General features: G+C 42.2%; 16 protein-coding genes and 1 tRNA gene. 12 read left to right on the top strand and 5 right to left on the bottom strand.

The window, feature by feature from the left end:
• Positions 1 to 102: 102 nt before the first annotated feature.
• Complete coding sequence (gene rep / locus ABXT59_RS13685; RefSeq protein ID WP_443636768.1) at positions 103 to 2,121, top strand: DNA helicase Rep; 2,019 nt, start codon at positions 103 to 105, stop codon at positions 2,119 to 2,121.
• Here rep and ABXT59_RS13680 read toward each other — a convergent pair.
• Both ABXT59_RS13680 and ABXT59_RS13675 read right to left on the bottom strand, forming a co-directional pair.
• Positions 2,118 to 2,963: a DMT family transporter gene (locus ABXT59_RS13680; protein ID WP_443636767.1), complete on the bottom strand. Its 846-nt coding sequence runs from the start codon at positions 2,961 to 2,963 to the stop codon at positions 2,118 to 2,120. The genes rep and ABXT59_RS13680 overlap by 4 nt on opposite strands.
• A gap of 79 nt (positions 2,964 to 3,042) precedes the next feature.
• Entirely contained in the window at positions 3,043 to 3,480 is a 438-nt protein-coding gene (locus ABXT59_RS13675) for a c-type cytochrome (protein WP_443636766.1), read from the bottom strand.
• A 269-nt stretch (positions 3,481 to 3,749) separates the two neighbouring features.
• On the opposite strand from ABXT59_RS13675, the gene ABXT59_RS13670 reads away from it, so the two are divergent.
• The 8 genes from ABXT59_RS13670 to ABXT59_RS13635 all read left to right on the top strand — a co-directional run bounded on the left by ABXT59_RS13670 (position 3,750) and on the right by ABXT59_RS13635 (position 13,053).
• A tRNA-Arg gene (locus tag ABXT59_RS13670) sits at positions 3,750 to 3,826 on the top strand.
• A 158-nt stretch (positions 3,827 to 3,984) separates the two neighbouring features.
• Positions 3,985 to 5,133 carry a DUF6538 domain-containing protein gene (locus ABXT59_RS13665; RefSeq protein WP_443636765.1) on the top strand — a complete coding sequence of 383 codons (1,149 nt, stop codon included), beginning with the start codon at positions 3,985 to 3,987 and terminating at the stop codon, positions 5,131 to 5,133.
• Between the two features lie 455 nt (positions 5,134 to 5,588).
• Positions 5,589 to 7,310, top strand: a complete 1,722-nt coding sequence (locus ABXT59_RS13660; protein ID WP_443636764.1) for a type I restriction-modification system subunit M — start codon at positions 5,589 to 5,591, stop codon at positions 7,308 to 7,310.
• Positions 7,303 to 8,553, top strand: coding sequence for a restriction endonuclease subunit S (locus tag ABXT59_RS13655; protein ID WP_443636763.1), 1,251 nt, complete (start codon positions 7,303 to 7,305; stop codon positions 8,551 to 8,553). Before ABXT59_RS13660 ends, ABXT59_RS13655 begins: the two co-directional genes overlap by 8 nt.
• Positions 8,553 to 11,522, top strand: coding sequence for a type I restriction endonuclease subunit R (locus ABXT59_RS13650; RefSeq protein WP_443636762.1), 2,970 nt, complete (start codon positions 8,553 to 8,555; stop codon positions 11,520 to 11,522). The genes ABXT59_RS13655 and ABXT59_RS13650 overlap by 1 nt, the downstream gene beginning before the upstream one ends.
• Positions 11,522 to 12,214 (top strand): M48 family metallopeptidase, encoded by a 693-nt coding sequence (locus ABXT59_RS13645; RefSeq protein WP_443638631.1) that lies wholly within the window; start codon positions 11,522 to 11,524, stop codon positions 12,212 to 12,214. The genes ABXT59_RS13650 and ABXT59_RS13645 overlap by 1 nt, the downstream gene beginning before the upstream one ends.
• A 51-nt stretch (positions 12,215 to 12,265) precedes the next feature.
• A complete protein-coding gene (locus ABXT59_RS13640) occupies positions 12,266 to 12,778 on the top strand; it encodes a hypothetical protein (protein ID WP_443636761.1) in 513 nt (170 codons plus the stop codon).
• A gap of 11 nt (positions 12,779 to 12,789) precedes the next feature.
• Positions 12,790 to 13,053, top strand: a complete 264-nt coding sequence (locus ABXT59_RS13635) for a hypothetical protein (RefSeq protein WP_443636760.1) — start codon at positions 12,790 to 12,792, stop codon at positions 13,051 to 13,053.
• Positions 13,054 to 13,227: 174 nt separating this feature from the next.
• On the opposite strand, the gene ABXT59_RS13630 is transcribed toward ABXT59_RS13635, so the two are convergent.
• The 3 genes from ABXT59_RS13630 to ABXT59_RS13620 form a co-directional block, all read right to left on the bottom strand.
• Positions 13,228 to 13,596 carry a DUF4174 domain-containing protein gene (locus ABXT59_RS13630; protein ID WP_443636758.1) on the bottom strand — a complete coding sequence of 123 codons (369 nt, stop codon included), beginning with the start codon at positions 13,594 to 13,596 and terminating at the stop codon, positions 13,228 to 13,230.
• Between the two features lie 615 nt (positions 13,597 to 14,211).
• The gene (locus tag ABXT59_RS13625; RefSeq protein ID WP_443636757.1) at positions 14,212 to 14,406 is read right to left on the bottom strand and encodes a hypothetical protein; all 195 of its coding nucleotides are present in this window, start codon (positions 14,404 to 14,406) and stop codon (positions 14,212 to 14,214) included.
• 163 nt (positions 14,407 to 14,569) lie between these two features.
• Positions 14,570 to 14,908 carry a hypothetical protein gene (locus tag ABXT59_RS13620; RefSeq protein WP_443636756.1) on the bottom strand — a complete coding sequence of 113 codons (339 nt, stop codon included), beginning with the start codon at positions 14,906 to 14,908 and terminating at the stop codon, positions 14,570 to 14,572.
• Between the two features lie 878 nt (positions 14,909 to 15,786).
• Here ABXT59_RS13620 and ABXT59_RS13615 point away from each other — a divergent pair.
• The 3 genes from ABXT59_RS13615 (at position 15,787) to ABXT59_RS13605 (ending at position 21,260) form a co-directional block, all read left to right on the top strand.
• Positions 15,787 to 16,344, top strand: coding sequence for a tyrosine-type recombinase/integrase (locus tag ABXT59_RS13615; RefSeq protein ID WP_443636755.1), 558 nt, complete (start codon positions 15,787 to 15,789; stop codon positions 16,342 to 16,344).
• Between the two features lie 335 nt (positions 16,345 to 16,679).
• Positions 16,680 to 17,825: a DUF6538 domain-containing protein gene (locus tag ABXT59_RS13610; RefSeq protein ID WP_443636754.1), complete on the top strand. Its 1,146-nt coding sequence runs from the start codon at positions 16,680 to 16,682 to the stop codon at positions 17,823 to 17,825.
• Between the two features lie 888 nt (positions 17,826 to 18,713).
• On the top strand, positions 18,714 to 21,260 hold the full coding sequence (locus tag ABXT59_RS13605; protein ID WP_443636753.1) for a tetratricopeptide repeat protein: 2,547 nt from the start codon (positions 18,714 to 18,716) through the stop codon (positions 21,258 to 21,260).
• The last annotated feature ends 237 nt before the right edge of the window (positions 21,261 to 21,497 follow it).

Here is a 21,497-nt window from a genome sequence, read left to right as displayed (position 1 = left end):
TCAATCACCACCACATTTGACCACCAATTAAGGCGCATCAAAAGTAAAAAACCCCTATAATGCTCAGCTGATTTTTTGCCTTTTACTCTGAGTTATTATTTTGTGAGCCGCCTTAATCCACGCCAACAAGAAGCCCTAGAAGCCATTACTGGCCCAGTCCTTGTACTAGCGGGTGCTGGCTCAGGTAAAACCAGTGTAATCACCCAAAAAATTGCCTATTTAATAGCTGAGTGTGGCCTCAAAGGGCATCAGATTATCGCCCTTACCTTTACCAACAAATCTGCCCATGAAATGAAAGAGCGGGTAAGTAGCTTGATGACAGGCAAAGAAGCTCGTGGACTAACCGTGTCAACCTTCCATAATTTGGGTCTTAATATCATTCGTAAAGAAGTGGAGGCTTTGGGTTACAAACCAGGCTTCTCCATCTTTGATTCCCAAGATGTATTGGCCCTCTTAAAAGACCTGACCCATCAAGAATTTGAAGCGGCAGAAGACGCATGTGAACCCATTCAACACCTCATTTCTAACTGGAAAAACGATCTCATTAGCCCATCCAGAGCTATGGCGGGTGCCAATGGCCCTGAGCAAGTGCTTGCAGCGCGAGTCTATGAGGCGTATCAAAAAACCCTAAAGCTCTACAACGGTGTAGATTTTGATGATTTAATCCTGCAGCCAGTGGAGCTATTTAAGCACCGAGCAGATATTTTAGAAAAGTGGCAAAACAAAGTGCGTTACTTGCTGGTGGACGAATACCAAGATACTAATAGTTCACAGTATTTGTTAGTTAAGCAATTGGTAGGCCAGCGCAGCAATTTTACTGTGGTGGGTGATGACGACCAATCCATTTACGCGTGGCGTGGTGCACGGCCAGAAAACTTAGCTGAGTTGCAGGCCGACTTTCCCTCCCTAAAAGTAGTTAAGTTAGAGCAAAACTACCGCTCCACTGGTCGCATCTTAAAAGTAGCCAACCAGCTTATTGCTAATAATCCCCACGAATTCAGCAAGGCTTTATGGAGTGATAAGGCTTTTGGTGACCCTGTTCGAGTGATCAGTTGTCGAAATGAAGATGCTGAAGCTGAGCGTATTGCAACAGAGATTTTGCAATTTCAATTACAAAATGAAGCGGAATTCAGAGACTTCGCCATCCTTTACCGGAGTAACCACCAAGCGCGGTTGATGGAGTTAAAGTTACAGTCTTATAAAGTGCCTTACAAAGTGAGTGGCGGTCAATCCTTCTTTGCTCGCACTGAAGTAAAGGACATTATGGCGTATCTTAAAATATTATTAAATCCGGCCGACGACAACGCCTTCTTGCGAATTGTTAATACCCCAAGGCGCGAAATTGGCGCTGCCACCCTAGAAAAGCTAGTTAACTATGCCAATTACCGAGGTGAAAGCCTTATTCGCGCCTGCCAAGAAATTGGCCTCGAGCAGTTCATCAGCGGTGCGGCCTTGGCTCGAGTGAAAGAATTTGGTCAATGGATCGAGCACCTGTCGCAAAAGTCTCAGCAAGAAGACGCCATAGCTAGTGTAAGGCAAATGGTACGTGACATGGAATATCAAGACTGGCTCTTACAAACCAGTAGTGGCCCCCCTATGGCAGAAAAACGCATGGCCAATGTGGAGACATTAATTTCATCTTTACAAAGTTCCCTAGAAAAAGCGGTGGCACAAAATGACAATGCGGACATGGGTGATGCCGTAGCACGTCTTGTGTTAATGGATCTGTTAGAGCGCCAAGAGGAAGAAGATGAAACCGACCGGGTGCAGATGATGACCTTACACTCTGCCAAAGGCCTAGAGTTTCCCCATGTCTTTTTAATGGGCATGGAAGAAGAGCTATTACCCCACAGAAACGCAGTCGAAGAAGGCAACGTTGAAGAAGAGCGGCGCTTGGCTTACGTGGGTATTACCCGAGCTAAGCGCACCTTATCCATCACCCTAGCCCGCAAGCGCAAGCAATATGGTGAACTCATAGAATGCTCGCCAAGCCGCTTCTTAGATGAATTGCCAGAAGATGATCTTGAATGGCAAGGCCGTGGTGATGACGATCCGAGTAAAAACCTTGAGCAAGGCCAAGCCACTTTGGCTGGCCTAAAAGGCATGTTTGAAGATTTTTAAGCAGACGCTAAACGTCTTTGTTGCCATTGGTATAAGCTGTGTAAAAGTAGGGTCGCAATGACTAAGCTGCCACCTTGTAAGGCAGCGGAACCGGGTTCTTCACTCAATACCAGCCAAACCCACAAAGGCCCCACAGCAGTTTCTAACAGCATTAACATGCCCACTTCAGCAGCAGGAATGCGCATGGGCCCAAGGGTAATCATGAAAAAAGCGATGGGATTCACAAACAGGCAAAGGGTGATCATGTAGCCCCATTGAGAGCCGGAAAAGGCCATAGGATCGCCCATAACCCAACTTATTAAGGCTACGGCAAGGCCTGCAAGTATCAATGAAGGGGTCATATCTCTATGACTCACCGCTCGATCGTTAACAAATTTTGCAGCCAAGGATAAGCAGCACACTAAGGCCATTAAATCACCCACTAGACTTGGTGTAGACCAGGAACCAGCTAACACCCATCCAATTCCAAAAATGCAGATAACGATCGCTACCCAAGTTGCTGGAGCAGGCATTTCTCGTAAAACCAACCAGCCTAAAACGGCAGCAAATAGTGGCTGAGAGCTAATAATAACTAACACATTAGCAACGCTACTTAAGCTAATAGCCACCACAAATGTAATGGTTGATATGCAGAGAAAAAAAGATGATCTAAGAGCGGCAGCATCTCTTGGTAACAAGTTGAGATTAGGTTTGCGAAGCATCAGGATGACTAACACCATAAAGCTCATTAATAATCCACGCCAAAACAGCAGATCAAAAGCCTCAACAGAAATTAAACGAATTAATAAGCCATCAAAGCTAAGTATAAGAACGCCTAATGCGGTGAGACAAATGCCTTTCATATATTCAGAAATAAGATGAGCTCCTCAATTATAATGCACAAAAAAACCCAGCAGAAGCCGGGCTTTTTTTGGCCAAAAGCTACTTGGAGTTATCGACCAAATGGATTATAGCATCTCTAATTTCGTCTTCAGAACAGCGCTTACACATGCCTTTCGCTGGCATGGAGTTGTAGCCAAACCAAGCGTTAGAGAATAATTTATCAATACCCTTGTCAAGGCGTGGGCTCCAAGCCGCAACGTCACCCAGCATGGGGGCGCCAGCAGCACCACTATCATGGCAAGCTGCGCAACCGCTGGCATAAACAGATTCGCCTGTACGGGGCCCAGCGGCAACTTCTATTACTTCTGCAACCGGGGCTTTACAGCTTTGACCTTCTACGCAAATTCTACCTACAGCGCTAATGCGCTTAGCAATACTACTACCACTGTCGTGGTTGGCTACCACTGTGAGCGAACCAAGGCTCATAATAATACCAGCCAAAAGGCCGAACAGGGCTACAGGCTTAAATGTGATCATGTAAAATGCCTCATGATAAAGATTGAAAAGAAAGCAAACTAGCCTCAGTAGCTGGTCGCCTTACAAAAATTTGAAACGTATTATAGCGGCTTTAGCGCCCAACGGGAAAGACCCAAAGAGTATTCCTTAGCATCCACTGGGCAAATAGTTGGAACGGCTTATCCATGGTGCTAAAAATTGCTCTGTTTGAGGCCTTGAACCTCAACAACAACACACGTATCATACGGCTTCTTCGCACTAGTCCAAACGTTCCTCAGGGCGGTGCAGATGCGCCAGTAGCTCAGCTGGATAGAGTAGCAGGTTCCGATCCTGTTGGTCGGGGGTTCGACTCCCTCCTGGCGCGCCATTTATTAAATATTAATATTTAATTTTCAACAAGTTAACCTATACGTTTGTGCAACCGTAGAGCCTACCGTAGAGCCTTACAGTAGAACTATCGTTAAACTCACTGTGCTTGCGACTTTGTATCAACTTTAATTAAGTTTACTAAGTGGGGATGGGTTAATGCCGCATCAACAGTGCGTGCCACATACGTTTATTAAAGCAGGTGTTTATTACTATACTAGACGTGTGCCCAAAAGCGTGCGACATCATTATGGCTGCAAGTTAATCAGTTTTTCATTACGCACAAAATTCGCCAAAATCGCATCAAAGCGTGCAGAACAGATGAGCGCTAAGTTTGAGCATGTGTGGTTTCAGTTAAGTTTAGGCAACAAGGCAGAACACAAAGGCATTTTAGACAATGCGGCTGAAGTTGATGTACCCAAACTATCTCAGGCGTTGGAATACTACCTCCAGCAAAAGGCTGGCAGCAAGAGCAAAAACTTCACTCAATCTAACCACATTGCATGTAATGCTTTGTTCGCGTTAGTGGGTGATAAACCCATAAATCAATATCAGCGTAAAGACGCGATGCAATTGCGTGATTATTTGGTTAATAAGAAGTTGGCTGGCACAACAGTAAGACGCAATGTGGGCTGTGTCCGCACTATCATCAACTTTGCTATGAGCGAGTATTCGCTGGAGATGAATAATCCATTTCATAACCTCTTCATAGAGAAGCAGGCGCGCACCGTGAGGCGACTTCCAGTGCCACTGGATAGATTGATCGTTATACAACAAGAATGCATGGAAATCGCCGATGAGAGACGGCTGTTGATACTTCTGCTGTCTGGTTCATTGATGCGCTTGAGTGAAGCGGCTGGTTTATTGCAAGAAGATATTGTGATGAAAGGCGATATGATGATCGCTTGTATAAGACCAAATAAACTAAGGGACTTGAAAACCCGTTCAAGCGAACGACAAATACCATTGGTGGGTCTTGCGCGTCACGCTGTTGAAGTGTTGCTGTGCAATAAGAGCAGATCATTATTCCCAATAATGGTGGGTAATGAATTGAACGGTAATTCAGTTTCAGCGGCTGTGAATAAATGGCTAAAACCACGGGTTGTAAAAGGCGTAACGGCGCATTCGTTTAGGCATACAGGTAGAGACCTACTGCGCGAAGTAGAGTGTCCAGTGCCTGTGATTGATGCAATTGGAGGTTGGGTTACTGCAAAATCTGCGGGCGAAGGTTATGGCGCAGGGTATTCATTGGCAGTAATGGAGCAATATCTTGAACGGGCGTTTGCGTTGGTATCTGCGAGAAGGTGATCGTTGCTTTGCATAGTAATAGTATAAAAACGAAGAGCATGAAGCGAAGGGAAGTTGATGGACAAACAGTCTGAAAAAAAGCATGCGAACATCTGACAGTCTTTAATTTTCACAGATGGAAACAGAGAGGCAGTTTATATAATTGTTGCGCTTGATAACCCTGGACCTACTGCATCTTAATTGGCTGCACACTTTGCTTTCCTAAAAGCGATATTGATACGGCAAGAGTCGGTATCAGAAAACGTTATATACGAAGTCCCAGATCTAAATGGGCACACTTTTCATCGATGAGTTTTTACCAGATGGATATATGCATTTTTTGAGGTATTGCATGTTTATTTTTTTGCTCTTTTTATGATTTTGAATTATTTGCTTTAATTAGATACCTAAAATTTTAATTTCTAATATACTCGTAACTCTTTTCTAATGTTAAACAATACTTTTTGGAACTACGAATGACTGAAAAACTTACCCTGCAGCAAATGGAATCGTTCTTGTGGGGGACGGCTGACATTCTCAGAGGCAACATGGATGCATCTGAATTTAAGGACTATATCTTTGGAATGTTGTTCCTTAAACGTCTCTCAGATGCGTTTGACGAAGCACAGGAAAGCGTAGTTGAACACTACCTCTCTACTGGCAAGTCACAAGCAGATGCTCAGAGACTAGCGGCAGATGAGGATGAGTACGACAAGACTTTCTTTGTACCTGAGAGAGCACGTTGGTCTAACCTCAAAGACCTCAAGCACGACATTGGTTCTGAACTAAACAAAGCAACTGAAGCGATTGAGGAACACAACTCGTCACTCGAAGGTGTGCTGGTCTCTATCGACTTCAATATCAAGAACAAACTATCTGATAAGAAACTCCAAGACCTTCTGTCCCACTTCTCACGGCATCGACTTCGTACAGTAGACTTTGATTCTGCTGACCTATTGGGTGATGCATACGAATACCTGATTAAGCAGTTTGCAGACTCAGCAGGTAAGAAAGGCGGTGAGTTCTATACTCCAAGTGAAGTTGTATGGTTGTTAGTGTCACTCCTGAAACCCACGGTAGGCATGAAGATTTATGACCCCACAGCAGGGTCAGGGGGTATGTTGATACAAACCCGCAACTATCTTATTGCTAAGGGTGAGAATGCTCAGAACCTGTCTCTGTATGGTCAGGAGATGAACCTGAACACATGGGCAATCTCTAAGATGAATATGTTCCTGCATGGTGTGTTTAATGCAGACATCCGTAAAGGTGACACTCTAGGCGACCCACAACACACTCGTGGTGGTGAGTTGATGTCCTTCGATCGTGTGATTGCCAACCCTCCGTTCTCACTCAAGAAGTGGGGTAAGGAGGGTGCGGATAGTGACCCCTATGGTCGTTATCCCTATGGCACACCACCCAAGGATGCAGGTGACCTTGCGTTCATTCAGCACATGATTGCGTCTCTTAATGCAGAAGGCAAAATGGGTGTGGTTGTTCCTCATGGAGTATTGTTCAGAGGTTCAAGCGAGAAAGAGATTCGTAAAGGCATCCTTGAGGATGACCTATTAGAAGCAGTGATTGGTCTTCCATCAGCATTGTTCTATGGCACAGGTATTCCTGCGGCACTGTTGATTATCAACAAGAAGAAACCTGTTGAGCGTAAGGGTAAGGTTCTCTTCATCAATAGTGAGTTGGAGTATCAGGAAGGTAAGAACCAAAACAAACTGCGAGATGAAGACATTCAGCACGTTATGGATGTCTACGATGCATACGAGAATGAAAGACGGTATTCCAAAGTTGTTGAGATGGATGAGATTCGAGAGAACGACTACAACCTCAATATTCGAAGGTATGCAGACACCTCACCACCACCTGAACAGTTTGATGTGAAGGCAATCCTAAGAGGTGGTATTCCAGTTTCAGAGATTGAAGACATCTACATTCAAGAGACTTTGGATGGTATGGATGTGTCCTGTGTGTTTGTCCGTAGAGACAATGAGTACTACGACTTCAAACCTGAGATTGAGACCAAGGAACAGATACGAGCCCACCTTAGTGATGCAGACCAATCAGTGATTACCCAGTTCGAGCGATGGTGGGATAAGTATCGTGTATCACTGCATGAGATAGATGCACAGGTGAAAGATTCTGAAGAGGTCATGTGGGGTTATCTGAAGGAACTTGGTTATGAGTAGTGTAGTTCCTGAAGGTTGGATAACTTCTAGAATTCAAGAAGTAGTACTAAAAGTTATTGATAATAGAGGTAAAACACCACCTCTTAGTGATAGTGGGTATAACCTTATTGAAGTAGCGTGTGTTAGGGATGATAAGCAATTTTTAGATTATGAAAAGATAACAAAATGCGTGTCAGAAGATACCTATCAAACTTGGTTTAGAAATGGTCATCCAAAAGTTGGTGACACTATAGTCCCTACAGTTGGAAGCATTGGAGAGTTCGCATTCGTTCGGGAGAATAGAGGATGTATTGCACAAAATTTAGTGGCACTTCGACCGTCTGCGGTCATAGAACCTTTATTCTTATACTTTCAGTGTTATAGCGAAGTTGTTCAAAACAATATTTCTAGAATTCTTATGGGAGCAGTTCAACCTAGTCTTCGAGTTCCTCATTTTCTTGAAACTTCATTACTACTCCCACCCCTCCCTGAACAAAAGAAAATCGCATCCATCCTCACCTCTGTGGACGAGGTGATTGAGAACACTCAGAAACAAATCGACAAACTCCAAGACCTCAAGAAGGCAACCATGAACGAGTTGTTGACCAAAGGCATCGGTCACACAGAGTTCAAGGACAGTGAGTTGGGACGGATTCCTAAGAGTTGGGAGGTGAGAACGGTTGGAGAACTTGGTTCTCTGAAAAATGGATTAAATAAACCTAAGGAGTCTTTTGGATATGGGACTAAATTTGTGAATATATCGGATGCATATCCAGTCCAATTGAACTGTGACTCTTTGGGAAGGTTAGATGCATCTACGAAGGAAATTAAAGACTATTCTTTGGAAGGTGGAGATTTAGTATTTGTTAGGTCTTCTGTTAAGTTAGGAGGGGTAGCGATACCTACTGAATTTTGTTACTGCGGAGAACCAGTCGTATTTTGTGGTTTCATGATTAGATTTAGACCTCATTTAAAGGGACTAGAGTCATCTTTCTTGCGTCAGTATTTGTTGAATGATGCAACTCGGGTTCGGATAGAGCGGTTAGCAACGGGAGGTGCGAATATAAATATCAATCAGGAAGCGCTATCTCAGTTTAAGGTTTTACTTCCTACCACTGAAGAACAGAAGTATTTTTCTAGCGTTAATGTTGGGTTTGAAGACTCTTTGCAGAAGTATCAGGAAAAACTCTCTCAAACCCAATCTCTCAAGAAGTCCCTCATGCAAGACCTCCTAACAGGCAAAGTCCGAGTGACGGTGAACTGATGGCATCTGACGAACTCGACAAGGTAGAACTCCCTGCACTGGAACAACTCCAGTCTTTGGGGTGGTCATATGTTGAGGGTGCAAAACTCTCTCCTGATGAATCTGATGAACGGAGTTCTCTCAAGGATGTGGTTCTTGAGAATCGACTGACTGAAAGTCTCATGCGCATCAACCCTTGGATTAATGATGAGAATCTTCGCAAGGTGGTTCGTGAATTAACTAAGACTCTGTATCCAAACCTTGTTGAAGCAAACCAAGGCATATGGACTCAAATCAATCAGTGCATCTCTGTGATGCAGGACTTGGGTAAAGGGAACAAAGGTCAGACCGTCCATATCATTGATTTCGAGAACCCTGAGAACAATGAGTTCCTTTGCACTAATCAGTTCAAAGTGTCAGGGGTTAATCAGAACATCATTCCTGACATTCTGTGTTTCGTGAATGGATTGCCTCTAGCAGTTATTGAGTGTAAATCTCCTTACATCACTAACCCGATGGAAGCAGGAATTGACCAACTCCTACGTTATGCGAACCGCAGAACACCCGAAAACGATGAGGGCGCAGAGAAACTCTTTCACTATAATTCGATGATGGTCTCTTCCCATAGAGACAAAGCACGAGTCGGTACGATTACCTCTCGCATGGAACACTACCTTGAGTGGAAAGACCCTTATCCGTTAACTGTGGAACAAGTGGGTGCTGATGAAGCATCTCAAGATGTTATGTTGGCAGGATTGTTCTCCAAGACCAACTTCCTCGATGTCCTTCAGAACTTCACTGTGTTTGAACCTGTTGATGGTCGCATTATTAAAAAGATACCAAGGTATCAGCAGTTTCGTGCAGTGCATAAGACGATTGAACGACTCAAAGACGGTGAAACACCAAAAGAAAAGTCAGGTGTTATCTGGCACACACAAGGTTCAGGCAAGTCTCTTACGATGGTATTCCTTACTATTAAGATGCGAAGAGACCCGGAACTGCGTGACTATAAACTAGTATTTCTGACTGATAGAACACAGTTGGATAATCAGTTAACGAGCACGTTTAGTAATGCTCAGGGTGAAACGATACGTCATGCAGATTCTGTTAAATCCTTAAAGGAATTACTGACTTCAGATGCCTCTGACATCATTACAGCAATGGTTCAAAAGTTTCAGGAGAGCGCAGACGATCTTGAATTCCCAGTCTTGAACAATTCAGAGAAGATTATCATTCTCGCAGATGAGGCGCATCGTACTCAATACGGAGCACTTGGTGCTGCAATTAACACAGCATTACCCAATGCCCCTCGTATTGCATTTACAGGTACTCCACTGATTAAGAGTCAGAAGACTACAAACACCTTTGGGTCATATATCGACACCTACACCATTGAGGAAGCAGTTAAGGACGGTGCAACTGTTCAAATCCTTTATGAGGGTCGAGAGGCAATGCTTCGTGTTACGGGAGACTCTTTAGACGGTCTGTTTGACGAGTACTTTGCAGATCGCAGTGAGGATGAGAAGGCGGCAATCAAGAAAAAGTTTGGTACTAACCGAGCAGTTCTTGAAGCACCCCAACGCATACGTAGAGTGTCCATGGATATACTCAAGCACTACAGGGAACACATCCAACCCAATGGGTTCAAAGCGATGATTGTTACGTCTTCTCGCAATGCGGCAATCCTCTACAAAGAAGCACTAGATAAGTTGGAAGCGCCTCAATCAGCAGTGATTATTTCTGGTGATCACAATGATGAGAAGCGTTTCTGGGATTACACAGACGGTACGAAACAGAAGAAGCAGATTGAAGACTTTAAGAAACCTCTGGGGACTGGTGAGGGTCAGTCAGACCTTTCCACCCTCATTGTGAAGGATATGCTGTTAACTGGTTTTGATGCTCCTGTTGCTCAGGTAATGTACCTAGATAGAAAACTCACCGACCATACGCTGCTTCAGGCAATTGCCAGGGTTAACCGAACTAACAAAAACAAGTTCCGTGGTTACATTGTCGATTACTTCGGGTTGTCTGACTACCTTACTGAAGCACTAGAGATTTTCTCCAACGACGATGTTGAGGGCGCATTAGTTGATTTGAAGGATGAGATACCTGTTCTCAAAAATACACACACAAGGGTGTTGTCTCATTTTGATAGTTTGGACTTAGATGATCTTGATGCCTGTATTCTTGCTTTAGAAGATGAAGTTATACGGCAGTCATTCCAAACTGACTTCCAAATCTTTGCAAAACAAATGGATATTATTCTTCCAGACCCTGCGTCAACTCCTTTTATCAGAGACCTAAGGCGACTGGGTAAGATTTCAGTGGGTGCTAAAAACCTCTATCGTGATGAGCAACTGGATATTGCAGGTGCAGGAGAAAAGGTTCGAGAACTGATTGAAGAGCACGTCTACTCCACAGGCATTGACCCCAAGATACCTCCAGTTGACCTTCTTGCAGGAAACTATGAAGAGGTTCTCAATCAGCACAAATCTCCTCGTGCTAAGGCATCTGAGGTTGAAAATGCGATTAAGCATCATATCAAAATTAACCTAGAGGATGACCCTGAGTACTATAAAAACTTGTCCGAACGACTCGAAGATATTATTCGAAGATATGGGGATAAATGGGAAGAGTTAGTTCAAATGTTATTGGGTTTCAGAGATAACATCGAGACTGACCACCAGCAACAAGCAGTTGATTTGGGTCTCTCACCGACTGAACTCGCCTTCTATAATATTCTCGTTTCTGAACTTGGTGGCAAGGATGCTTTGGGTGACAGCACAGAGTCGAAAGTTAAAGAGGTGGTTCAATCCTTGGTTCAAATGTTAGATGAAGCAACCCAGATTGTTGATTTCTTTAGTAAGTGGGATGAGCAAAAAAGAGTCAAAAGAGACATCAAACGCAAGGTTATTGAAAACTTTGACGAATCATTGGTGGCACCCATAACCGAGCGGTTTATGGATTTAGCAGAAACGAAGTTTAAGTGATGGATGGATTCCCCTTCCAAGTTGAGGTGGTTAGAACAGACCGTAAAAAGTCAGCGTCTATTCGTCTGTTAGGCGACCTAGTCAAAGTCAGTGTTCCTATGACTCTGTCTGACGGTCGCATTCGAGAACTTGTGACCAAACGCACTCCTTGGATTAAAAGCAAACTTCGGGAGCAGTCCAATAGACCAATTCCTGCACCAAGAGAATACATCAGTGGTGAGACCGTCACCTATTTTGGGAAGAACTATAGGTTAAAGGTTCTGATAGGCGACCAACCTTCAATGAAGTTAAGACGGGGTTATGTCGAAGCAACAGTCTCTAAGACAGACATAGACCCAAAGAATACTATTCGTTCCTTACTTCAGGATTGGTATAGGTCTCATGCACAGAAACGCCTAGGTGAAAAGACATTGCGTCTGGCAAAGGTTGTTGGAGTTAATCCCTCTTCGGTCACTATAAAGAACTACAAATCTCGATGGGGGTCTTGTTCTTTGAAGGGCGACATCTCATACAACTGGAGAATTATACTTGCGCCTCATAGCATAGTTGATTATGTCGTTGTCCATGAACTGTGCCATATGTTGGAACATAACCATTCAAGTAAATATTGGAAGCATGTTGAGAGTCATGTGCCTAATTGGCGTGAGTGCAAAGAGTGGTTAAAGCATAACGAGTTGGCGAATGACTTATAGATAAAGTGGAGAAATGCTGGTGTTGAATACGAGATTTATTTGTGATGAAAAATGATTACGGAAATTAGTAAAAGTCAGTATGAAGAAGGTCACCTATACCTTGTCAATGATAAAAATGTAGCATTTATTAATGGACCTGATGGACCTATGTCTAAATGGCTAGCCAGTTTAGGGGTTGATGAGATCAGTGACTACGAACATGTTGGGTGCTTTATACGCAAAAGTATATGGGAGTCTCCAACTGAATCTGACATAGAACGATTCATTGAAATCTTCAATGAAGACCCACAATTCAGACTTCGTCGGTATAAAAGAGATCAAACTTTGTCTGATGAAGAATACGATCAGTTTAAGTCGATGATGATTGATTGGGGTCAGGATCCAGATACAGATTATTGTGTTGGCACTTACCAGTGTACCTTAGAGTATGAGGGTAAATTTTTAGTTTTATTCCAAGAGAGAACGGGTCATTCCTTTGATAACTTGTGTGTTGATTTCTGTGGGGTATTTGAGTCTGAGGAAGACGGAGTTCGTTACCTGTATCCCTCTGATGAATTTTTATAAGGATGATACGAATGTCGAAATCTGTGGTTGTTGAAATTGGATATGATGACCGAGAGTGTATTCTTACAAATGACGAGTGGGATCAGGTTTCTCTAGGACAACCTGTTTCAAAAGAAGTTATTGATTATTATGAGGGGGAGGAGTTTTTATATACTTTTCACTTCAATCATTCGGATAAGGGTTCGTTGTCTGTAGATTATTTGTATCCAAATGGGGAGGATATCGGTGAAGGTTTTGTTGGTCGAATTGATGATGCCTGTGTGGCTAATGTATAGACCGCTATAAACTACTTCAGTTGTTGTTTGATCACAGTTGGATCGGTTTGGTAGAGTAAGGGGAACAAGTGACAGAAGGATAATTATAGACGGATTTATACAGGATTGAAGGCGGAGGAGAAAGAGTGTGATTGTACTTCCGTAGTCACTGGTGAGAGATTCTATAATAAAACCTTAATTACATTTTTCATTTTGTTCAGTCATTTCACTCTTTCTTATTGTCATTGTATCAATAATATTGTGAATTTCTTTTAGTAATGAGGTGTCATTTGAATATGATTTATCTCCACCATCATAACCAATTAACCAAAGTCCATATTTATTCTTATATCTATCTGGAACAATGTATTTATTAATATCATCTCCAACAATTCTAATGTACTTCAAATTTCTTTCTTCATTTTCACAACTATTTGTTTTAAAAAAATCGTCAGTTTCATTAATGAAATGAATATCTTTTGTAATAAGGAGGACTATTCTTTTATCCCATGAAAATGAATTAATATATTCTTCTAAATTTATTTTTGCACTTGAATTACTCATGATTGGAAACATTAATAAAGTTAACAATAGGCACAATACTTTTATCCTGTTCATTAGAGTACTTCCGTAGTCACTGGTGAGAGACTCTATAATAATGCTAAAACGGGAAATGGATTGACTACTTGACTACGGTAGACAGGTAGTCAATTACATCCTTTCTTGGGTCAAAGTATAGTTGTCCTTCTCTCAACCAGACTAACTCCATTTTCCCATATTCGATTTCTGTTTCTTGGTTTTGAACTTCTAATCTATTTAATCGTTCTCTGTTCCTCTTTAGAACTGAATGAACAATGTTACCTTCCCAGTAAATGGAACTTCAGAGAACTTTTGGTAGTAAATACCTTCACGTTTCATCAATTCCCCAATATCCATACTCCAACTTGGAGGCGAGAGAAGTGATATGAAGAGGATGGTGAGGAGTGTTTTGATTAGTTTCATTAGATGACTATACCAAACTAGGTTCGATGTTCAAACGACATAGTGGTGACAGAAAATAGATAGGAGGGTCGGGTTTAATTTTTACCGGTCGAGACCGAGAGGCAGTTTAGATAATTTTTGCGCTAAATTAATCATTATTTAAGACAATAAAAAGGCACATTTAATGTGCCTTTTTGCTTAATTGGATGCCGCTCGTGCAAGGTCGCTCCGTTGCTGATTAACTTTTTGTTGTGCTCGCTGCAACTGCCCCCTCTCCCGTTTAACTCGGTCCGATTTCGTCTGTTTGTCTTTGCGTTCCCTCTCTTGTTTTGCCTTAATTTTTTTATAGTCCTGTGGTCCATACGCCTCCTCTTCTAAATCGCTTAATCGCATTGTTCATTTCTCCTTTATTTTGAGTTGGTTATATCGGCGCAAGAGTGCACGGTTTTTCTCACACACAATAGGATAGAGCAACGCTGCAACCTATAGTTGGAACGTTTGCATTGCCGTGCTGGGTAGGTCCGATTTGATGCATTTACGCTCTTTATATGCCGCTTTAATTTAATCCTATGAAAACAGGTGTTGGGGTTCTGTTATCAAGTTCTCTGTCTGCTAAATTACTCACTGCCTCTAGTAACATCTGCCGTATCTTTAAGTTTTGGTTCTCAATGCATTTGTGGTGTCGTGCCGCTATCTCGTCTGCAATAAAGAGTTGTACATCTCTCAACTCGGTAATTTGTTTGGCTGACGCGTTCATTGATATGAACATCATCTTTCGCTGCTCTAGTTCTTCTAAAAGATTGGTAATGGCGCTTGTTGCTAGTTCTAGGTTTTGTGCTTTCATACTGCCGAAGTAACCTTCGCTTTTGCCACATAACTTGGAAAAACCTCTCACGGTCATTCCTGAATATAGACTGCTTATATGTTGGTACAGTTCTTCCGTAAATGTCATTTTTGTTGTACTCCTTTTTGTCTCGTTCATATCCGCTCTGCGGATAAAGCCAGCACTTAATGTTTCGCAGTAATCCTGCTCACATACAGCACTGTCTTATTTTTTATATTTATTAGTGTTGGTCATTTTTTTCATCAATGTTGGTAATGATGATTAAAGTTAAAGTCTTTCTTTAAGCCACAATAGGTCACGCCGCCTATGACGCAACCTATTGCTTACTTTCTTTGAAGTTTCCAATATCTACATAGACACAACCTTCTCAGGACCGGTAGGTTTTGCTATCACCGATTATGTGCCGTCTTACGCAAGTCACAAACGATGTATGCAGGCATCATTTTGTTTGCGACTTTGTGGGTTACTCCGAAGAGCGTGACGTCCCACTCACTTTAATTAAATAAATTATTTATTTAACTGTATTCAAGCATCTTAAGCCTGACCAACCTGTCCTACATCGCTAACGTTACTACCTGTTAACAGGTGTCGTTTTTAAGGTCATCCAGATTACTTACATTAAGCCTTATGAATGTGCGATGAGCAGATAACTGAATAATCTGTTTGCGTCCCTTGTCGTTTTAGCAAGTTTCAGCAGCACAATTATTTTCGGCGTGCTAACCTTTTTATTTCAATTTGTATAATGTATTTATGCATTTCAAAAGTAATGGTGCTAAAACGCGTTTAAAACAGCGATTTTGGTTTCTTGGTCACAGAATACAATTGTGTGACCAACCCATCCCAGTGCCTATCCTAGATAGCCGTTGACCTAGCGTCCTACATCACATAATATAACTAATAAGTTATTTGTGTGATTAAGGAATGAGACAATGAAATCAGTCGCAGCAGTTAAAACAACAGAGCAAATTGCAGTTGTCAGTCATATGTTGGAAAAGCATGGAAACGAAACGTACCGCGATATCTGGCAATTGGGATTAAATCTTGCATTGCGTATTAGTGACTTGCTCAATCTCACCTACGAGGACTTTGCTGGTGGGGAAACAATCACTGTCATTGAAGGCAAGACGGGTAAAACTCGCATCATCAAATTGAACGAAAAGGTGCAGACTATCGTTAAGCAGCGTCAATCACTGAACCCAAACGACAACTATATATTTCAGTCTGTAGGAAATCGTGCAAAAAGTCTGTTAAAACCAATTACGCGCGAAACTGTTGCTCGCAAGTTTGCAGAAGTTGGCGAAATTATTGGCGTTCATTTAGGTACGCACTCAATGAGAAAAACACGAGGCTATGCGATGTGGGTTGCTGGAGTTCCACTGGAAGTCATTGCTCGTGTGTTGAACCACTCGTCACCAGCAGTGACGATGAGGTACATTGGATTAGAGCAGGCAGATATAAACCAGACTTATGATGACTTCGTGCTGTGACTCACGTTAATCAGAAGATGAAATGCATTAAATACATACCTAAGGATTGCAGTCTTGGCAAGTTCGGGTAATGACCCTTGACCGTAGCGCCTCCCGTAGTACCCTACAGTTGTACATTGTCATCAGCACTGTTTTGTAACTTATTGATTTACTTATTTAATAGTTTAATTATTAGTGTTTAAGTCACTCTCCTGGCGCGCCCCGAATTCTATGCTTACTCCACTTTCCGTGGGGCACATACACATATAACACGTTGTTTCTTAAGCAATAACCACCTGCGGTGTTCCACTTTACGTGATCCAGAATGCCGCTGTTTAAGATAGGTGTAAGCCAAAATGTGTTACATTGGTGCAAAATATCTCCTCCAAAGAGATGGCATTTTTTACTATAACAGACGAATCCCTGACGACGTTTCAGTGCAGTATGCCAGCAAACGAGTTGTCTTCAGTTTGAAAACCCGATCACGTTCAGCTGCATTGAAGTCAGCAGCATCAGTTACAGGTCAATTGGAGAAGCAATGGCTCCATTTCCGATCTGAAAAGTGGCCAATCCCTGTTTTAACAACCTTAACAAGCCTTGGCACTGTGAATGATCTGTGTGGAGTTACTCTATCTGAAGCACTGGATGTCTACGTTAGGCTTAAAGGTGGCGAAAAAGGCATTAAGTTCATACGTCATGCCACTCGCAGCACTAACTATGCAATTGAAGCAGTGGGAGACCATGATCTAACCTCATACGATGGTAAAGCTAGAGGTGTGCTGCGTGATGCTTTGCTTGACCGGGGTTTAGTATCAAGCTCGGCGAAACGTGTATTTGCATCAGTTAGAGCTATGGTTAATTTCGTAATCTGTGAGTATGGCTTGAAGGCAACCAACCCGTTTTTACATGTATTCTTTCCAGAGCTAAACGATACTAAAAAGCGAATGCCCTTTTCTACAATGGAGATTAGGCTGCTTCATGATAAATGTAGATCAACAGATGATGATGTTAGGCACTTGGCTGCCTTAATTTCAGATACTGGTGTGCGGTTAGCAGAAGCCACAGGTCTTAAGGTTAGCGACATTAAGATTGGTGGCCCTATTCCTTATATTTACATCAGACCGAACCCTATCAGAAGGCTCAAAACGAAACAGAGTGAAAGACAAGTACCTCTTATTGGTGCATCACTTTGGGCTGCTAAGCGAATACTGGCTACCTCTAGTGGTGATTATGCATTTCCTAGGTACGTTAAAAATGGCACCTGCTTAGCCAATTCAGCCAGTGCTACTCTGAATAAGTGGATTCGGAGCAATATTGGTAATGACCTTGTAGTTCATAGTATGAGGCATAAATTTCGCGATCGTCTGAGGGAGGTAGGATGTCCACCAGAGATCACAGATTCACTTGGAGGATGGAGCCGAAACTCAATCGGTGAGTCTTATGGCGATGGATATTCTCTGAAAGCAAAGCATGAGTGGCTGAGTAAGATTACTCTTGAGTAAGCACAACAGTTTTGGCTTACACCTATCTTAAACAGCGGCATTCTGGATCACGTAAAGTGGAACACCGCAGGTGGTTATTGCTTAAGAAACAACGTGTTATATGTGTATGTGCCCCACGGAAAGTGGAGTAAGCATAGAATTCGGGGCGCGCCAGGAGTGTATCTGAAGCGGTTCATCTTCTTAGCACTGAGCTATAACACGCTATTTCAACGTCTCTCAACCATACTTCGGGCAGTGTAGGTTCGTCAATACGTTCTGAATGTACATCAGTTTGGCTCACAGTCATTTAAACCATCACGGGCACCCTTCACTTAAGGCAAACACCAGCAACTTCTCACTCAAAACAACCACCTAAACTACCACTGAAGGATCCCATTTAAGGCCTCTAACAGAGCCTGTGAGGACACTTCAAATGACTAATGCTACGCCTTAAAAGGTTTGTAATCTCACGCTGAATAGCACCTCAGGCATTCACAGGCATACTTCAGAGGGGGTGCATGGGCCACCACCCATAGAGGCGTTATTATTATGTGCAGTGCGACAGATTAGGTGCGTCAGCTGTAAACCAAATTCCATGTTCACCTAAGATGGAGTTAAGTATTCACCGATATGGTGTATACGTTGTGTTGGAATACAGAAGTTGTTGGGGGGGATAGGTAAGGTATATTAGAAGATTTCAAAGTGTTACAAGTACACTATTTCCTGTGGAATATTTGAAGTGGATGTATGGTAATTAAGGAGTATTTTAATGCTATTCAGGTATCTAAGTAATTAGTCAACTGCTTTATTTAAGTGTGGCACTGAAGGTGCTAACACTTAAATAATGTATTCAAACTAGCTGCACTCTAATGGTATTCTTGTACTAACAAATACATCACGGATTGATTTATGGAATTGACATTAGACGAAGCCCTTCAGAAAGCGGTTGATGCCCATAAAAGTGGGCAGATTCAAGAAGCAGACCGCCTCTATACAGCCATACGTCAGGCGCAACCTAAACACCCTGATGCTAATCACAACATGGGAGTGCTAGCTGTTGGTGTTGGTAAGGTCCAAGAGGCACTGCCGTTCTTTAAAACAGCCTTAGAAGCTAATCCCAGCATAGGTCAATACTGGTTAAGCTACATTGAAGCTTTGATTAAGCTAGATCGAATAACTGATGCGAAAACTGTGCTTGCGGAAGCTAAAGGCAAAGGAGCCAAAGGTGAGGCTTTTAATGTGTTGGAGCAAAGACTTAATACGCCAAATGAAGGCTCTATAGACCCACCGCAAGCCCAGTTACAGACATTGATTAACCTCTATCAACAAGGACAACTCCAACAGGCTTTAGATAGTGCCAAGCAATTGCTGTCGCAATTTCCTAACTCATTGACTCTGTATAATATTCAAGGCGTTGCTTATGCAGGGTTGAGTCAATTTGATGCTGCCATATACAGCTACAAACAGGCTCTAAAGATCAATCCTGACTATGCTAAGGCCTATTACAACATGGGTATTGCCCTGCAGGATAAGGGTGACTTAAAAGCTGCAATAAAAAGTTACAAACGGGCCATAAAGGTCAGGCCTGACTATGCTGAGGCTTTTAATAATATGGGCAATGCCCTGAAAGATAAGGGTGATCTAGTGGCCGCCATAGACAGCTACCAACAGGCTCTGAAAATTAAGCCTGATTATGCTGATGCTTATTATAATATGGGTGTTGCTCTGTTTGAGAAGGATGACCTAGAGGCCGCCACAGACAGCTACAAACAGGCTCTAAAGATTAAGCCTGACTATGCTGAGGCTTATCACAATATGGGTACTGTCCTGTTTGAGAAGGGTGACCTAGCGGCCGCCATAGATAGCTATCAACAGGCTCTAAAGATCAAGCCTGACTATGCTGAGGCCTATTATAATATGGGAGTTGCTCTGAATGGAGTGGCATTTTCTAGACCAAACTTTGGTTTGATGAAAATAATAGTCTCGCTGCTTGATCAAAACACTTCCTGCAGGCCTAAGGACATTGCACTGGCAGCAATTAGTCTGTTGAAATTAGAGCCTACATGGAAAGAACATTTAGAAAAGCATTGTTTAGGCACTCTAAGGCAGTCGCTTCAAGAAACTATTTCAACTCTTACTGAATTGCCACTTCTGTTGAAATTAATGAGTGTTTGTCCTATTGCTGATCTTGAGTTAGAAAGGGTTTTAGTCGACATTAGATTGGCTTTATTGTCTTCCGTAGATGAAATTTCCATCTCTCCAAGAATATTGGGCTTCCAAGCAGCATTAGCTCTTCAATGTTTTACTAATGAATATATCTACAATCAGACCGATAAAGAGACCGAATTACTTGAAGAGCTAGAATGTGTGATTGAGAAGACACTTTCAACTGGGCAGCAGCCAAGTCCACAGTCCATTTTATGTTTAGCCAGCTACAAAGCTCTAAATAATTATGAATGGTGTGATGCGCTAACTGCAAACACTGACATTGAAGAAGTTTTTGCACGACAAATTCTAGAACTTAAAGAAGAAAGTCGCCTAAAAGCTAATATCCCAATTTTGCAAGAAATTACTGATAAGGTATCGTCAAAAGTAAGGGAGCAATACGAAGAAAATCCTTACCCTAGATGGGTTAATTTAGGACTATCTTTACGTCCTAAAACCACAGCTGAACTAATTAAAGAATTGAATCTGAGGATCTTTGATAATGCAGCAAATAATAGGCCAGCTCCAAATATTTTAATAGCTGGCTGTGGCACTGGTCAGCATTCAATAGTTACAGCATCAAGATTTAAAGACTGCAACGTGCTTGCCATTGACCTAAGTTTATCCAGCTTAGCCTATGCCAAGCGAAAGACAGAAGAACTGGGCTTGCAAAACATTGATTACATGCAAGCTGATATTTTAAGTCTTAACAAGCTTGATAAGAAATTTGACATTATCGAAAGTGCTGGTGTGTTACATCATATGGGTGACCCTATGGCTGGGTGGAGAGTTTTGACTGATTGTCTAGAATCAGGCGGTCTTATGAAAATAGGACTGTATAGCGAATTAGCTAGGCAGCACATCGTAAAGATGCGAGAAGAAATCAGCCAATCAAGGATAGGATCAAGTGATAATGCCATGAAGTTATTTAGAAGTGACGTGATTAACTCAGATAAAGTGCATCATGAGCAAATACTAACGTCTGGTGACTTTTATAGTTTGAGTCCATTACGAGACCTTCTTTTTCATGCACAAGAACATCGGTTTACCATGCCTCAGATAAAACACTGTCTGTCTGAACTAGGCTTGAAGTTCTGTGGTTTTGAATCAGGTAAAATAGTTAAGAATTTCAAGCTAACGAATACTGGTAAAGATGATCCTTACGATTTAGATAAATGGGACTTATATGAAAAGGACAATCCACGTTCCTTTGCTGGAATGTACCAATTTTGGTGTCAGAAGGTTACTTAGTTGCATTTAAGGAGCCAACAGAATAGCTGGTTTACACCTTCAAAAATCTAAACTGCCACACTGGCCATTACTAATAGCACCCCTATAAACTGGGGTTATATAGACTGCTGCAGTAATGTAATCAACAGGCATTCATAGGCTTACTTTAAGGGGTAGGCGTGGGCCACCTCCCATCGAGGCGTTATTATAAATGTGCAGTGCGACAGATTAGATTTTTGAAGGTGTAAACCAGCTATT

This window comes from Candidatus Njordibacter sp. Uisw_058 (assembly GCF_047730065.1).
Lineage (GTDB): Bacteria > Pseudomonadota > Gammaproteobacteria > Pseudomonadales > Balneatricaceae > Njordibacter.
The sequence above is the reverse complement of the archived record's forward strand: the minus strand, read 5'-3'. Positions and strand labels throughout refer to the sequence as shown.